Source organism: Candidatus Chloroploca mongolica (assembly GCF_004762035.2).
GTDB lineage: Bacteria > Chloroflexota > Chloroflexia > Chloroflexales > Chloroflexaceae > Chloroploca > Chloroploca mongolica.
Window position 1 is genome coordinate 25,324 of record NZ_SIJK02000044.1, and the last position, 15,905, is coordinate 41,228.

At 58.6% G+C, this 15,905-nt stretch carries 8 protein-coding genes; 5 read left to right on the top strand and 3 right to left on the bottom strand.

The genetic code is table 11. The annotated features are described in order from the left end of the window. Positions 1–207 precede the first annotated feature (207 nt). A complete protein-coding gene (gene smc, locus EYB53_RS19155; protein ID WP_135480003.1) occupies positions 208–3,810 on the top strand; it encodes a chromosome segregation protein SMC in 3,603 nt (1,200 codons plus the stop codon). A 57-nt stretch (positions 3,811–3,867) separates the two neighbouring features. Here the strand turns inward: smc and EYB53_RS19160 are convergent, their stop codons facing one another. The 3 genes from EYB53_RS19160 to EYB53_RS19170 form a co-directional block, all read right to left on the bottom strand. Then, a complete protein-coding gene (locus EYB53_RS19160) occupies positions 3,868–5,826 on the bottom strand; it encodes a DUF4910 domain-containing protein (RefSeq protein WP_135480004.1) in 1,959 nt (652 codons plus the stop codon). Positions 5,827–5,974: 148 nt separating this feature from the next. Continuing rightward, the gene (locus EYB53_RS19165) at positions 5,975–7,066 is read right to left on the bottom strand and encodes a response regulator (protein WP_135480005.1); all 1,092 of its coding nucleotides are present in this window, start codon (positions 7,064–7,066) and stop codon (positions 5,975–5,977) included. Beyond that, positions 7,066–9,546, bottom strand: coding sequence for a PAS domain S-box protein (locus tag EYB53_RS19170; RefSeq protein WP_135480006.1), 2,481 nt, complete (start codon positions 9,544–9,546; stop codon positions 7,066–7,068). The genes EYB53_RS19165 and EYB53_RS19170 overlap by 1 nt, the downstream gene beginning before the upstream one ends. Positions 9,547–9,866: 320 nt before the next feature. Between EYB53_RS19170 and EYB53_RS19175 the strand changes: the two genes are divergently transcribed. The 4 genes from EYB53_RS19175 to EYB53_RS19190 are packed head-to-tail and all read left to right on the top strand — an operon-like array spanning position 9,867 to position 15,070. Continuing rightward, positions 9,867–10,046, top strand: coding sequence for a hypothetical protein (locus EYB53_RS19175; RefSeq protein WP_135480007.1), 180 nt, complete (start codon positions 9,867–9,869; stop codon positions 10,044–10,046). Positions 10,047–10,090: 44 nt separating this feature from the next. Next, positions 10,091–13,021: a DNA polymerase I gene (gene polA, locus EYB53_RS19180; protein ID WP_135480008.1), complete on the top strand. Its 2,931-nt coding sequence runs from the start codon at positions 10,091–10,093 to the stop codon at positions 13,019–13,021. 11 nt (positions 13,022–13,032) lie between these two features. Next, a complete protein-coding gene (locus tag EYB53_RS19185) occupies positions 13,033–14,064 on the top strand; it encodes a glycosyltransferase family 2 protein (protein ID WP_303646662.1) in 1,032 nt (343 codons plus the stop codon). Continuing rightward, the gene (locus EYB53_RS19190; RefSeq protein WP_135480009.1) at positions 14,051–15,070 is read left to right on the top strand and encodes an SPFH domain-containing protein; all 1,020 of its coding nucleotides are present in this window, start codon (positions 14,051–14,053) and stop codon (positions 15,068–15,070) included. The genes EYB53_RS19185 and EYB53_RS19190 overlap by 14 nt, the downstream gene beginning before the upstream one ends. The last annotated feature ends 835 nt before the right edge of the window (positions 15,071–15,905 follow it).

The following is a 15,905-nucleotide window of genomic DNA, read 5'->3' on the forward strand; positions in this document are numbered from 1 at the left end:
TGGTGCGCCCGCAGGGTGCATCGTGTGCTGATGCAAAGTCCCAGTAGGGTTCGATAGTATCCGCAGATTACGCAGATTACGCAGATGCGGAAGCCCTAATCTGCGTAATCTGCGTAATCTGCGGACGATCAGAAGGACTTTGCATCAACCCTGCGCCAGGGGCGCCCCTACTTGACGCGCGTTGCAACCCCTCATACAATAACGCCCATGCATCTGAAACGCCTTGAGATCCAGGGGTTCAAGACCTTTGCCTCACGCACGATTCTTGAGTTTCGTGCGGGCATTACGGCAGTCGTTGGCCCGAATGGAAGTGGGAAATCAAATCTTGCTGATGCGGTGCGCTGGGTGCTCGGTGAGCAGAGCCTGACGAACCTTCGCTGCAAACGCTCGGAAGAGTTGCTCTATGCCGGCGGCGGGCGGCGTGCCCCCGCCGGTTTTGCTGAGGTGAGCCTCACCGTTGATAATAGCGACCGGCTGCTGCCCGTTGAGTTTGATGAGGTGACCCTGACCCGCCGCACCACCCGCGCCGGCGAGAGTGAGTATCTGCTCAATCGCGCCAAGGTGCGCCTCCGCGATCTGCTCGAAGTGACCGCCCCCCTCGGTGGCTCCTATACCATTATTAACCAGGGTCTCGTTGATGCAGCGCTCACCCTGCGCCCCGAAGAACGGCGCAAGCTCTTTGAGGACGCCGCTGACCTCGGTGGCTTCGAGTTGCGCAAGGCCGAGGCGCTTCGCCGTCTCCGCGAGACCGAAGGCAATCTGCAGCGCCTTGGCGATCTGCTCGCTGAACTCGAGCCGCGTCTGCGTGTGCTCAAGCGCCAGGCCGCCCAGGCCCGCCAGTACCACGAGTATGCCGCTGAACTCGCGCTATTGCAGCAACAATATTATGTCGAGCTATGGGGCGCGGCGTTGCGCATGACCGCGCAGACCCGCGCCGATCTGCAAGTGGCTGAGGCCCGCCTCACCGAGGCTCGTACAGCCCAGGTCGGCGTTACGACCGCGTTGCAGGCGTTGCGCACTAGCCTGCGTACCCGCCGCGACGAGCTTGGCGCGTTGCACCAGCAGAGCAGCCTGCTCCACCGGCAGGCCGAAACCGTGCAACGCGATCTGGCTGTGGGCAACGAGCGCGTTGCTGCGCTGGCCCGGCGTACCGAGGATCTCGATCGTCAGCGCCATGAACTGGCCCTGCGTCAGGCGCAGGCCGAACAGCAACACGCCGAGGCAATCGCCGAAACGCGGCAGACCGAGGCTGAACTCGCTGAACGCGAACAGGCCCTGCGCGAGGTCGAAACTGAACTCGCCGGGCGCGCCGATGAGGTGCAGGCGCTGGTTCGCGCTCTGCGTGAGGCCGAAGAGGCGGCCCTGCGCACGACGCGGGCTGCCGCTGAAGCCCATGCCCGCCTCGAACAAATCAATGCCCAAACCCAGCGCCTCGCCCGCGAAACCTCTGAACTAGAAGCCTCCATCGCCCAAGCCGAAGCGCATGTGGCAAGCAGCACGGAACAGGTTGCGGACGCCCGCGCACAGGTAAGCTATGCCGAAACCGCCCGCCACGAGGCGGCGACGGCGGAACAAGCCCTGCGCCACGACATCGAAACGCTGCGCCAGCACTATGCGCAGGCCGACGAGCAGCGCGTCACCGCCCGCCGTGCGCTCGCTGATGTCGAAGCCCGCTTTGAGTCGCTCAGTCGCCTCGCCCGGAGCTATACTGGCACCTTTGCGGGAGTGCGTGCCGCGATGCAGTGGGCTGAACGCACGCAACGCCAGGGCTTTGCGCTTGTCCAGAGCCTGATCCGTACGCCTGCCGAGCTTGAAACCGCGCTTGAGGTTGCCCTCGGCTCGCGCTTGCAAAATATTGTCGTTGAGCAGTGGAGCGACGCCGAAGCTGCGATTGCCGAGCTCAAGCAGCGCGATGTCGGGCGGGCGACCTTTATGCCGCTCGATACGCTGCGCGTCAATGAATCCGATCAGCGCCCGCTGACATTCGACGACGAGGCTGTGCTTGGCGTTGCTGCCGACCTGGTCGCGTATGATGCGCCCTACCGCCCCGTGGTTGAACAGTTGCTCGGGCGCGTGCTCATCGTGCGCGACCTCCCCACGGCACGCCGCGAACTCCGCCGTCTGCGCACTGGCTGGAACATCGTCACGCTCCAGGGCGAACAGGTCAACAGCGGCGGCTCATTGACCGGTGGCGCTCGTACCAAAGAGAGTGGTGCGTTGCGCCGCGAACGCGAACTGCGCGAGTTGCCCGCTCAGGTCGCCGCCGCCCGCCAGAACGTCGAAGCCGCCGACACACTTCGCGTCCAGCTCGACACGCAACTCAAGACGCTCAACGGCCAACTCCGCGAAGTGGAAGGGCGCACCCGCGAGAGCCAGCGCCTGCTGGAAACAGCGCGCAGCGGGGTTGCCGCCGCCGAACGTCGCCTCGCCCAGGCCGAACAGGAACGCACTTGGGCTGCGCAGCGCCGCGAGCGCCTTGACAGTGAGCGCCAGAGCCTCGATATGCAGCAGCACGAGGTACGGCAGCGTCTGGGGGAAGTGGAGAACACCGCCCATGCGACCGAGGTTACGCTCGCCGAACTACGCACGCGCCAGGCGCACGAGGCGAGCAACGACCGACTGGTTCAAGAGCGCCTCGCAGTCTTGCGCACCGAAGTTGCCACCACCCGGCAACGCCTGCGCGCCGCCGAGCAGTTGCGCAACAACCACGCCCAGAGCCTCGCCCTCGTCCAGCGCCAGACCAGCGAGCTTGACCAGGCCGCCCTGAGCCTGCGCGATGAACGTGATGCGCTGGCCGCGCAACACGAGCGCCACGAGGCGCTGCATACCGCCCTGCTCACCGAGATTGACGAGTTGCGCCAGCGCATTGACCCCGCCGAAGCCGCGTTGCATAACGATGAAGCTAACGTGCGTCAGCTTGAAGCACAGGAAGAAGCGGCGACCACCCATCTGCTTGCGATGGAAGCCGCGCAGAGCAAAGCCGCCCTTGATGCGCAACGCGCCGCTGATCGCCAGGAAGCGCTCTTTGAACGCGCTGCCGCCGATGGGGTTAACCTGGAACACGTTGCCACCAGTGACGCGCAAGCAGTGCCCGCCATTGACGCAACGCACCTCCAGGCCTCCATCGAAGCCCTGAAAACAAAGATCCTGCGGCTCGGTGCCGTCAACCAGTTAGCGCTGGAAGAGTACGAAACAACCGCCGAGCGCCAGCGTTTCCTCGCAACGCAGCTCGCCGATCTCCGTGCCGCCGGTGCAACGCTGCTCGAGCTGATCGGCGAACTCGACGAAGCAATGAACCATCGCTTCACCACGACCTTTCACGCCATTGCTGCCGAGTTTGAACAGAGCTTCACGCGCCTCTTTGGCGGCGGATCGGCGCGCCTGATCCTGACCAGCACGGCACGCCAGAACGGGCAGGCGAGCAACGGCACCGAGCCCGAAACAGTTGATACCCGCAGCCTCGGCGTCGAAATCGTCGCCCGCCCACCAGGCAAAAAACAACAAAACATCGCGCTGCTCTCAGGCGGCGAACGCTCGCTCACCGCAACCGCGCTGCTCTTCGCCATTCTCACCGTCCATCCAACGCCCTTCTGCATTCTCGACGAAACCGATGCCGCCCTCGACGAAGCCAACGTCGGGCGCTTCCGGGAAGCTCTGCAACACCTCACCAACCAGACCCAGTTTATCCTGATCACCCACAACCGCGGCACCATCGAAGCCGCCGACACCCTCTATGGCGTCACGATGGGCGACGACGGTGCCTCCAAAATGATGTCGCTGCGCATCGAACAATACATCGCCGAAGGGTAAGTTTTCGTGGGCTCAAAAAAAGCCAGCGACGCTGGCTTTTTTTGAGCCCACCAAGACCTACCAGGCGAGCAAGTCTAAACGCACGAGCAGATCAAAATAGGCAAACAGCGCCTCAGGCTCACGCACTTCGGTCTCCAGTTCAACGAGATTGAGGATCTCACCCAGGGTACGCTGCCCATCAACCCAGAAGAGCGCCAGATCCGCGACGAGGCTATCAAAATCGCTGGCCGCCCGAATCGCGGCCTGGGCCATCTCGCGCTCGAGCGGATCAAGGCGCCGCAAATGAGGGCGCAGGCTCACCGGACCCCGATAGAGCCGCCGGGGCACCAGGTGGGACTGATCGGCGGGCAACTGCCGCACCTCAGTGAGTTGCCAGGGTTCAAGCACATCAGCATACCCTTCCCAGAGCAACCTCATCTGCAAGGCAGCGTATTGCTGCGCAGGAAGCGGGTCAAAATTCGGATCAATGCGCCGCAGATCGGCAAGCGCCGCTGCGTGCCGCTCAAGCCGATAGGCTAGGCGCAGATCCCAGGAAGCCCCCCGCGGCGGCTCACCAGACAGAGCAGCCGTCGTCGCCATCTGGAGCACCTGCGCCATCCGCGTGACAAAACGGGCATTCAACTCACTGGCAAGCCAGGTGGCCTCACGGCTACCCGCGTTCGCCAGAAACGCCAGGTACGTACCGGCGAGCGTCATATTGCGCTGAAGCGTTGTTGCCGAAACCTGATCAAGCGTATCGGCGGTCGTATGGTAAAACCGATCAGGCCACTCGATGATCAATGGCGTCGGAATGCCAACCGTCGGGTCAGCGAGAATATAGTGATCGCTGCCATTCGAAAAAGGCGCACTCGCCATGCGCAGCAACGGCGGCTCGGTGCGCCCATAGAGCGTATCGCTGACGCCGTGCATCCCCGTGCGGATCGCTTCGAGCAGATCGCCAACAAAACTCGGCAAGGCATCAGAGGTGTGTATAATCGTATTGACACTGCCGCAGCGCGCCTGATCGGCCCCCACCATATCAAGGTTAAGCGCGGCAACCGTGCGCTCGATCCGCCCCTCGTGACGAGCAAGGTAAAGGTACGTACCGGTCATCTCGGGCATCCAGAGAAAACGCAGCGCACGCTGCGGGCGGGGCAGGCGACCACTCTCGATCAGCATATGCAAGGCACGTGCGACTTCCATCGCTGCCGCCGCACCAGTGGCATTATCATTAGCACACGGGGCAGGATGGCAGAGGTGCGCCACAAGCAGGATTTCCTCATTGCTCTGGCCGGGAATGAACGCACTGACGGCCTCGATCGCCCCATCGGTAAAACTACTGCGCACTCGCGCCCGCAAACGAACCACACGCCCCTCATCGGCCGCACGGGCTGCGCGACGACGCAACGCCGCACCCACGCGTGGACTCAACGCAAACCCAAAGGCCCGCCGCTCGCCGCCCCACCACCACCACGACGCATACTGGATCGCATCAGGCAGATCACCAGGTGGGCAGATCTCGGGCAACGAGCGCATCCCGTCGCAGATCACCCCGGCGGCCCCGAGCTTCTCGATCGCCACACGATACACACTCATCGGCATACTGCGCGTCAAAATCAGCTTGCCAGCAACCTCCAGATCAGCATAATCCTCAACCCGATCGCCACGCTCCACCACCACCAGTTCAAACTCACCATCCGTACTCACACTACGCGGCAAGAGCGACAACGGCACTGCCCGGTAATCGGCGAGGCGTTGCGTCGAACCATCGGGCAACAGCAGATCGAGCCAACCCTCGTGACACTGCCACTCATCAAACAACGGTTCACCCCAGACCTGGCGGCCTTCGCCCACCGGAAACGACTCAAGCGTTGCATCGAGACCATAGCTCTGCAACGTCGCATGCACCCAATGGGCCGCCTCGCGGTACATCGGGCTAGCCTGAATCCGATGCCACTGACTAATCCGGGCCACTAGCGCCCGTGCCGCCTCACCCGACACCTCATGGCCGACCGTCGTGAGTAACTGTTGAAACATACCACCCTTCGCACAGCTAGCAGGCAATCTCTCTGATCATTGTACCCCACCAGGGCAAGCACGCCTCCGGCACCACGCATCTTTGTTGCGAACAAAAAAGCCAGCAATGCTGGCTTTTTGTTCGCAACAAAGATGCGCCGAACCTAGCTCAGTGATCCTGCATATGTTTCGAGATACGCTCAAACTCAGCCTCGATCGTCACAAAAGCGTCTACAATAGCCGGATCAAAATGCGAACCCGCACTCTCGCAAATAATCGCACACGTCTTTGCATGATCAAACGGCTCTTTATACGGACGCTTCGAACGCAATGCATCATACACGTCGGCCACCGCGAGGATACGCGCACTCAACGGAATCGCTTCACCAGCGAGATGATCAGGATAGCCCGTGCCATCCCAGCGCTCGTGGTGTGAACGAGTCAACTCAATGCCCATTTTGATAAAAGCATTGTTGGGATAGAGCTCGAGCACCCGTTCTAGGGTCTCGGCCCCGATCACGGTATGCCTTGTCATCATGGTAAACTCATCGGACGTCAGCTTGCCCGGTTTCAACAAAATCGCGTCGGGAATGCCCACCTTGCCAATATCATGGAGAGGGGCTGCATGATAGATATTTTCAATGAATTGGTCGGTAAGAATCGGTGCGTAACAAGGGTTGGTATGCAACGTCTGGGCAAGCAATTTGCAAAAAACCCGTGTGCGCTCAATATGCCACCCTGTCTCTTCGTCGCGATAGCCAGCTAATTTCGAGACCGCAAGGATCGTCGCCAACTGCGAGTCGGAAATTTCTTGAACCTGCGCACGCACCAGATCTTCAAGGTAGAGATTTTGTTGTTGAAGTTTTTGCTGCATCTGACGCAGACGCAAATGGATCTTCACGCGGGCCAGAACCTCTCCTTGCTGAAATGGTTTGACAAGGTAATCAACGCCGCCAGCCGCAAACGCCTGAACACGATCAGCGGCGTCGCCCAGGGCGCTAATAAAGATCACCGGAATCTCGGCCAGGTAAGGATTGCGCTTGATTGCTTGACACACCTCGAACCCATTCATGTTCGGCATCATAATGTCTAAGAGCACAAGATCAGGAGGATGTTGATCCATCGCCCTAAGCGCCAGCATGCCACTTGGAAAGGTGACGATACGGTAGCCCTGATCCTGTAAGACTTCACTCAGCAGCGTCAAATTAGTCGGGCTATCATCCACCACCATAATTGTTGGGAGGGTTGCATCCGCATCCATCAAGCTACGCCTCCTCTGGAGAGCAATAGAGAGCTAAGTTGTTCGTAGGCGTACTGATCGACAAGGAATTGAAGCCTTGTCGCAAGATCTGGCTTGAGGGTTTGAACCTGGGCAAGCGTCTGGAGGAGATGGGTTCGATCACCCTGGGCTACCGCTTCCAGCATCGCTTGCACAATCGTTGATGGCAAGATAGCCAGATCGTCCGGGGTAAGCTCAGTCGCGTTGTGCTGCGGCAACTGTTGCGTGCTCTCTTGAAGTGGGAGCCAGATTTGCATACAGGTTCCAGCATCACCCCGAGTCTTCACCCCAATGCATCCGCCTAGCAACTCGATCAAGCGTAAGCTAATGTTGAACCCCAGACCAGCGCCATGGATCAGACCGCCTACACGATCCTGCCAGAAGCGATCAAAGAGATACACCTGTTCTTCGGCAGCACCATCGACAGCACCATCTTCAACATCAATCACCAGATACAAATGATCGAGTTGACCGCCGAGCGGATTCACAGTGCGCTCAACATGCACGCACATACTCACCGTGCTCGCTCTGGTAAACTTAACGGCATTCGAGGCAAGATTGATCAAGGCTTGCCGCAGTTTGACTCCGTCCACACGGGCATACGCAGGCACACTTGCATCACGCTCAACGACAAACACCAAATCTCGCGTTTTGGCGCGAAACCGAAACATCATCTCGACATCATGCAACAACTCATAGAGGTTGACGTCAGCCAGATGGAGGCTCGGCACAAAAACATCAAGCCTGGTGATGGTCAGAAGATCGGTGAAGAGCATCAGCAGATATTCACCATTGCGTACAATCGTCTGGACATGCTCATGCTGTCTGGGCGTCAGCGAAGGATCCTCGGCAAGGATCTGAGCAAAGCCAAGCATAGCGTTGAGAGGGGTACGAATATCATCGCTCACATTAGCAAGAAACGCATTCGTCGCACGATGTCCTGCCTCGATTTCCTGGCGTGCCAGATGCTCCTCTTCGGCACGCTTCTGGGCTGTCACATCACGAAGAATCGCCAGCAACTCCTCATCAGTGGAAGGCACAACATGCACCTCGTAGCTACGAGGCTGATCGCCTACCTTCCAGGTACACGCATACTGCACTGGCTGATGAGAAGCCATAACCTGGTTCATCACTAGCTCATGCTGTTGCGCAATATCTTCAGGAAAAAAGGCTGTTGTCTTTTTACCGAGCCATATCTCAGGTTTGAAGGGCAGAAGGCTATTGGCAGGCTCATGGTAATCGAGTAGCGTCCCATCACGGTGAAAGCGCAGTATCAGATCGGGAATCGCATTGAGCAACGACTGCTGTCGCGCTTCACTGGCACGTAAGATTGCTTCGGCATGCTTGCGCTCGGTAATATCAGCAATAATTGTCGCAAGCCGGATGATCGTGCCATTCGCATCACGAACAGGAAAGATCGTCTGCTCAACCGTTACCAGGCGACCATCAAACGTCTTGAGGCGATTCTCGCCGCGCCACATCCCCATCACCATGGCGTGCGGCAGGTATTCGTTCAGGGTGCGAGCCGCATCCTCGGGCAAATGAAACCAACTGATTGGTTTGCCAATGATGATGGCATGATCCTCCGAGCCGAGCATTTCTACGCCAGCCTGATTGATAAAGATCAGACGACCTGCGAGATCTGACAGCGCAATCAGATCGCGCGATTGATGCAAAATCGCATTCTGCGTCAGGATCTCTTGTTCCATCAACTTGCGGGCGGTGATCTCGCGGTTCACCGCAATGCCGCCGATGATCGCGCCTGCATCATCACGCAGCCAGCTTACCGAAGACCAGATATAGCGCAAGGAACCATCACGGGCATGCTGCTGAAGCTCGCCCTGCCATCGCCCGGTCGCGACCAGGATCGCCTCGGCTTCACGCTGGGAGGTGTGGTGCCATCTGGTCTGCAGCAGATCGTCAAGCGGATGCCCCAGCGCCTCGGCTTCCGTCCAGCCATAGATCGTCACGGCAGCCTGATTCCACGCGGTAATCCTGAGATCGACATCAGTAGCAATGATCGCATCAGAAACCTGCTGCAAAATATTTGCTTGCTCTCTCAGCTTGGCTTCGGCCTCTTTCTGCTGGGTAATATCACGCGCACTATCATTCACCCGTATCGGACGATCATGCTCGTCGACATCAACCCAGGCCCGCCGATGCAGCCAGCGCACCTGCCCATCAGGCCAGATAATGCGATGCTCAAGCTCAACAAAGCCATCGCGAAGCCCCTGCTCCATGGCGTGCATACTGGCTTCGAGATCATCGGGATGCACAACCTGTTTGAACAACATTGGATCGTCAAGAAAAGCCTGCGCTGGGTAGCCAAAGACATCGGCAAACCTGGAACTCACAAAGATAAGCTCATGATCAGGCAACGAGACAGACATCACCGCATCTTGCATCTTGTCAAGAATGCGCTGCAGTGAACTGACATGAAGATCGTGGTCGTAGTTGTTCATAGTAATCGTCTTTAGTCTGTCGGTTGCGCCGAGTCTTCATTAGATCAACAATGAGGCAAAGCGAGGTTATGCAAGGCTTAGCGTGCTTATTCTGCGCGCATAAGCGTATTATACCTGAAATAGACAGGCAGCTTCCGGGAAGCTCTTACGCCGCACACGACTAGCAACACGACTAGCAACACGGGTTGTTGCGGGCAATCGCCCGCAACAACCCCAAAAACCTTGACAATCACCCACCAAAGGTGTATTTTAGTGGTAGCTAAAAAAGAAATTCGCTGCAAGCTGTGCAGCTTCTACTCTTTAACTAAATTTACATTTTTATGCGTACAACCCTTCGTGAAAAACTGATCCTCTGGGTCAATGGGATCTTTCTCGCCCTTGGCATCGAGCTCGCAGCGCATACCAGCGCTGGCATGGCAACCGTCGAGGGCATGCTCATCATTGCCGCCACCATCGTGGCGATGATGCTAGCCACAACCTACCTCCTGCGCAGGCCGTGAATGGTATAATATCCCCTGGGATGTCTGTTCTATAGGGGATGCTTATGGGGGCTTCCAGACGCCTCGCTTTGATTGATGGTCACGCGCTCGCGTTTCGTGCCTTTCACGCCCTGCGTGAGGCCGGTTTGCGCTCTTCTCAGGGCGAGCCAACCTATGCGGTTTTTGGCTTTGCGCAGATCCTGTTGAGTATGATCCAGGATCAGCAACCTTCGCATGTGGCGGTCTCGTTTGATGTTGGGCGTACCTTCCGCGATGATCTCTATGCCGAGTATAAAGCCGGTCGCGCCGAAACCCCCGAAGAGTTCCATCCTCAACTTGAACGCATCAAGGAGTTGATTACCCACCTGGCGATCCCCATCTATACCGCCGATGGCTTCGAGGCCGATGATGTGATCGGGACGCTCGCCCGCCAGGCGACCGAGGCTGATGTCGCGACACTGATCCTGACCGGTGATACCGATAGCCTTCAGCTCGTTGATGACTATGTGCAGGTGCTGCTCGCGAATCCCTATGCCAAAGGCAATAAGAATACGACGCTCTATGACGAGGCGGCAGTGCGCGAGCGGTATGATGGCCTGGGGCCAGATCAACTCGCCGATTTGCGCGGGCTCAAGGGCGATGCCAGCGATAATATTCCCGGTGTCCGCGGCATCGGTGAGAAGGGCGCCATTGCGCTGCTCAAGCAGTTTGGCTCGATCGAAGCGATCTATGAGCGCTTTGCCGAGGTGCCCAAACGCTATCAGAAACCCCTCGAAGGCCAACGTGAGGCCGCCCTCTTTAGCAAGCACCTCGCCACGATTGTCCGTGATGTGCCCGTAACCCACCTCGATCTCGCTGCATGTGCGCTCGGAAGCTATGACCGCGCTGCGGTGATCGAGTTCTTTCAAACGCTGGAGATCGGGGCTACTTCCAATCTTATTCGTAAGCTCCCCCCACTTCCTAATGAATCCGCTGAGCCACGAGCTACGCCTGCTCCACCTTCGGCCACTGGCCCGATCCAACAGCCGCTCTTTGCCGATCTCCCGACCAGTTTACCTGCAAGCCCCGCGCCATCGAGTGAGACGCTGCAGCTGTCGTTCTTTGCAACACCAACGGTACCTTCGGGCCCGGCTCGACCAACAAACCCAAACCTCGGCACGTATCAGTGCATCACCCAGACGGCGCAACTTGAAGCCCTGATCACTGAATTGCAGGCCGCCCCAGGTTTTGCCTTCGATGTCGAGAGCAGTGGCCTCCGTCCCTTTGAGAGTGACCTCGTCGGGATTTCCCTCGCCCATACCCCTGGCGCTGGGTTTTATCTGCCTGTCGGGCATCATCAGGGTGAGCAGTTGCCGCTTGAGCAGGTGGTGACCGCTTTGCGCCCGCTCTTCGCTGACCCAGCGAAGGCCAAATATGCTCATAATGCAAAATTCGATCTTGAATTATTATTGAGTGTCGATCTTCACGTCGAAGGGTTACGCTTTGATACCATGCTTGCCGCAGCCCTGCTCGGCAAACAGCGTCTCGGCTTGAAAGATCTCGCCTTCTACGAACTGAAGTTGGCCGATCCGCCCATGCCAATCCAGGATCTGATCGGCAAGGGCACCAAGCAGATCAGTTTTGCTGAAGTGCCCATCGATCAGGCAACCCCCTACGCCGCTGCTGATGCCGATCTGACGCTGCGTCTCCAGCACCATCTGGCCAAGCAACTCGCCGACGAAACGGAACTGCAAGCCCTCTTTACTCGTCTCGAAATGCCCCTCATCCGCGTGCTCGTCGCCATGGAAGAGGCCGGCATTACCCTGGATCGCAGCTATGTCACGCAACTTGACGAGCAATTGCAACGTCGTATTGGCGAACTCGAAGCGGCAATCTATCACGAGGCAGGCGAACAGTTCAATATCAATTCAGGCCAGCAACTCAATCGGATCCTCTTCAATGGCAAACCGGCCATTGATCCGAAAGTATATGGTTTGAGCAAGCTAAAAAGCGGTGGCTATTCGCTCACCGCCGAGGGACTAGAGCAGATGAGCGCAGCCCATCCGATTGCCGAACTGATCCTGCACTACCGCCAGTTGAGCAAGCTCAAGAGCACCTATGTTGACGCGCTGCCAACGATGATCAATCCCAAGACGCAACGCATTCACACGTCATATAACCAGGTGGGCGCCGCAACAGGACGGCTTTCGTCCAACGATCCCAACCTGCAAAATATCCCCGTTCGCACCGAAGAGGGACGCGCCATCCGGCGCGGGTTTGTCGCGATACCCGGACATCAGTTTGTGGCCGCCGACTATTCGCAGATCGAGTTGCGTGTGCTGGCCGGGTATACCCAGGATCCCGATCTTGTCGCTACTTTTGTTGAAGGACGCGACATTCACGCCGCAACCGCCGCCCGGCTCTTCGGCATTGAACAGAACGAGGTCGATAAAAACCAGCGCCGGATCGCAAAAACGGTTGTCTTTGGCGTTATCTATGGCATCAGCGCCTTTGGGCTTGCCCAGCGCCTGGGCCTGGAACGAGGCGAGGCCCAGGCCCTTATTGATGGGCTCTTTGCGCAATTCCCGGGCATCAAAGCCTACATTGATACCACCCTGCACCAGGCCCGTACCAACGGGTATGTCTCCACGCTCTTTGGCCGACGGCGGCTCTTTCCGGAACTACGCGGCAACGACCGTGGGCCACGGGCGCAGGCCGCCATGCGTGAGGCGATCAATGCCCCTATTCAGGGCACCGCTGCTGATATTATGAAGATCGCAATGGTACAGCTCCACCAGGCCCTCGGTGAACGCCAGTTGCAGACCCGGCTGCTCTTGCAAGTTCACGACGAGCTCATCCTCGAAGCACCTGAGCACGAGGTTGACCTTGCGGCCCAACTTGTGCGCGACATTATGGAAGGCGCGTATCGCCTGACGGCTACAATACATGGAGTCACGTACCAGATCCCCCTCGGGGTGGATGTGGAGATCGGGCCAAACTGGGATGCTCTCAAGTGAGAAACGTGCGCATGAAACAGATGAGTACCATGGTTGCTGCTGAACCTGCTATGAATAACCAACAACAGGTCACCCGTCCGGTCTTTTCCGTGGTCGCTCCGGTCTATAACGAAGAAAAGCTGATCGAGGAGTTCTGTCACCGCACGGTAGCCACCCTTGAACCACTCGGTGAACCCTTCGAGGTCGTCCTGGTCAATGACGGAAGTCGTGATCGTTCGCTCGAATTGATGTATGCGCTTCACCTGAACGATCCACGCATCAAAGTGATCAATTTTTCACGCAACTTCGGCCACCAACTCGCCATTACGGCCGGTGCCGACCATGCACGTGGCGACGCAGTGGTCGTGATCGACTCAGATCTCCAGGATCCGCCAGAAGTCATTCCTGAGCTGATCGCGAAATGGCGCGAGGGCTACCAGGTTGTCTATGCCGTTCGCGAAGAACGACAAGGCGAGACATGGTTCAAAACCACGACGGCGGCGCTCTTTTATCGCCTGATTGATCGCATTACTAGCGTCAATATTCCGAGCGATGCGGGCGATTTCCGCCTGATGGATCGCAAAGTCGTGAATGCGCTTGGGCAGATCCGCGAGCACCACCGTTTTATGCGCGGGCTCTCGGTCTGGGTCGGGTTCAAAAGTACCGGCGTCACCTATCAGCGCCACGCCCGCAAAGCTGGGACAACCAAGTACCCTCTGCGCAAAATGCTCAAATTCGCGCTCGACGGCATTACCAGTTTTTCGTACCTACCCTTGCAACTGGCAACGTACATGGGTTTCATCGTTGCCGCGCTGAGCTTCATCTTTATTCTCATCGTCTTTGCCCTGCGCCTCGGCAATCCCACCGCCGAAGATGCCGCCTTCTATGGGCAGGCCTCAACCCTTTCTATCGTGCTGTTCATTGGCGCTGTTCAGCTTATCTCGCTAGGCATTATTGGGGAGTATGTCGGACGCATTTACGACGAGGTAAAGGGCAGGCCCCTTTATATCGTTGCTGAAGCCTTAGGCTTTGAGGACAAGGAGCATACCAATGTCACAGGGTAATTCGCCTTCAGGTAAATCTAAGTCGGGTGGTGGAGCACGTTTGAGCGTGCTCGGAGTCATCTTGCTGATTGTGGTCGTCGTGGGCATCGGGCTCTCGACAATGAAATTCGCCCAGATCAACGAGGGTGAACGAGGCCTTATTGTTACCCAGGGTCGTGTTGAGGGCGTACAAGAACCGGGCATTTTCTTTCGGCCCTTTGCACCCTTTACCAATATTGAGGTCGTCAATATCCGTCGCCAAACCCGCACGATCGAGCAGAATGTCGCGAGTAGCGATAAGCAACTCTATGATATTGACATTCAAGTTGACTATAGCCGCATCGCGACGCCCGAGGCGCTTCAGTCCAGTTATGGTGAGATCGGGGTGGACGATAGTCAGTTGAATGCGTTTCTTGATGGCTTCATTAACGACGCGCTCAAGAGTGCGTCAACGCAGTTTACGCTTGACCAGGCGCTCTCGGATCGCGGTGGCTTTGCCGATCGCATTCGCCAGTTCCTTACCAGCAAGGCTGAAGGGCAACGCTCACCTGTTGAGCAGCTCTATGTAAGGCTCGAGGCGGTCAAGGTGCTTGATATACAGGTTGGTGAGCAGTACGCACAGTTGCTCGCTGAAAAGGCTAATCTCGAAGTCCAGATCGAGACTGAGGAGAAGCGTCGCGAACAGATCCAGGCCCAGCAATCCAATAATCTCTTTCAGGCCGAGCAAGAGGCAACCGTAGCCTTGACCCGCGAGCGCGGTCAGACGGCAGCGGCCCTAGAAGCCGCTAGCCGTGAGTCGCAGGTACGGGCTATTCAAGGGCGCTACTGGCGCGAAAACCCCGAACTGTTTGAACTGCGCCAGCGTGAGTTGATGGTCGAGATGATGAAGAATGGCAATATGTGGTTCATTGATCCCAACACCGACCTGACGCTCTTGCTCAATCAGATGGCCGGCTCGGGGAGCGCCCCTGTTGTGCCCCAGCCAGCCCCGCAAACGCAACCCGTCCCCCCCGAAGTGACGCCTTAAGTCCGTAGGGGCACGGCGATGCCCCTGCGTACGGGCACGGGCCATCCCGGACGGGCACGGCGTGCCCCTGCGTACGGGCACGGGCCATCCCGGACGGGCACGGGCAAGCCGTGCCCCTACCCCGGACGGGCACGGGCAAGCCGTGCCCCTACCCCTGCGGACGGGCACGGGCAAGCCGTGCCCCTCTTGGGGGTGGGTTTTTCATATGACGTGCGGGTCATGACCATCCAAGGCATCCTCCCTGTCACCCCGAGCGCAGCGAGGGGTCTTCCATGCGCCGCAGCGAAGATTCCTCACGCCGTTCGGAATGACATGGCGGGCGTTGCCCCCCGCTGCGCTCTCCTTGTCACCCCGAGCGCCCGCCCTGTCACCCCGAGCACCCTCCTTGTCACCCCGAGCGCAGCGAGGGGTCTTCCATGCGCCGCAGCGAAGATTCCTCACTTCGTTCGGAATGACATGGCGGGCGTTGCCCCCCGCTGCGCTCTCCTTGTCACCCCCGCTGCCTCCGGCTCGTTCGCCTGGGGTGGAGCGTCCTCTTGGTGCGGGCATTGAACCACCAGTCCATCCCGATGCCGCAACGCTTGTCCCCCGAACCCTGGCCAACGACACCGCCAACCTCATGCGAAACAAGCCAACGCTATGACGCTCCCTCGGCCCGTGAATAAAAAACCTACCCCCAAAAGGTGCCCCTGCCCCGCCTACGGGCACGGGCAAGCCGTGCCCCTACCCCGGACGGGCACGAGCCACCCCGGACGGGCACGGCTTGCCCGTGCCCCTGCGTACGGGCACGGCTTGCCCGTGCCCCTGCGTACGGGCACGGCGTGCCCGTGCCCGT

Coding starts and splice junctions, on each gene's coding strand:
- EYB53_RS19170 (WP_135480006.1), bottom strand. CDS start 9,546: ATGAACAACTACGACCACGATCTTCATGTCAGTTCACTGCAGCGCATT.
- EYB53_RS19165 (WP_135480005.1), bottom strand. CDS start 7,066: ATGGATGCGGATGCAACCCTCCCAACAATTATGGTGGTGGATGATAGC.
- polA (WP_135480008.1), top strand. CDS start 10,091: ATGGGGGCTTCCAGACGCCTCGCTTTGATTGATGGTCACGCGCTCGCG.
- EYB53_RS19175 (WP_135480007.1), top strand. CDS start 9,867: ATGCGTACAACCCTTCGTGAAAAACTGATCCTCTGGGTCAATGGGATC.
- smc (WP_135480003.1), top strand. CDS start 208: ATGCATCTGAAACGCCTTGAGATCCAGGGGTTCAAGACCTTTGCCTCA.
- EYB53_RS19160 (WP_135480004.1), bottom strand. CDS start 5,826: ATGTTTCAACAGTTACTCACGACGGTCGGCCATGAGGTGTCGGGTGAG.
- EYB53_RS19190 (WP_135480009.1), top strand. CDS start 14,051: ATGTCACAGGGTAATTCGCCTTCAGGTAAATCTAAGTCGGGTGGTGGA.
- EYB53_RS19185 (WP_303646662.1), top strand. CDS start 13,033: ATGAAACAGATGAGTACCATGGTTGCTGCTGAACCTGCTATGAATAAC.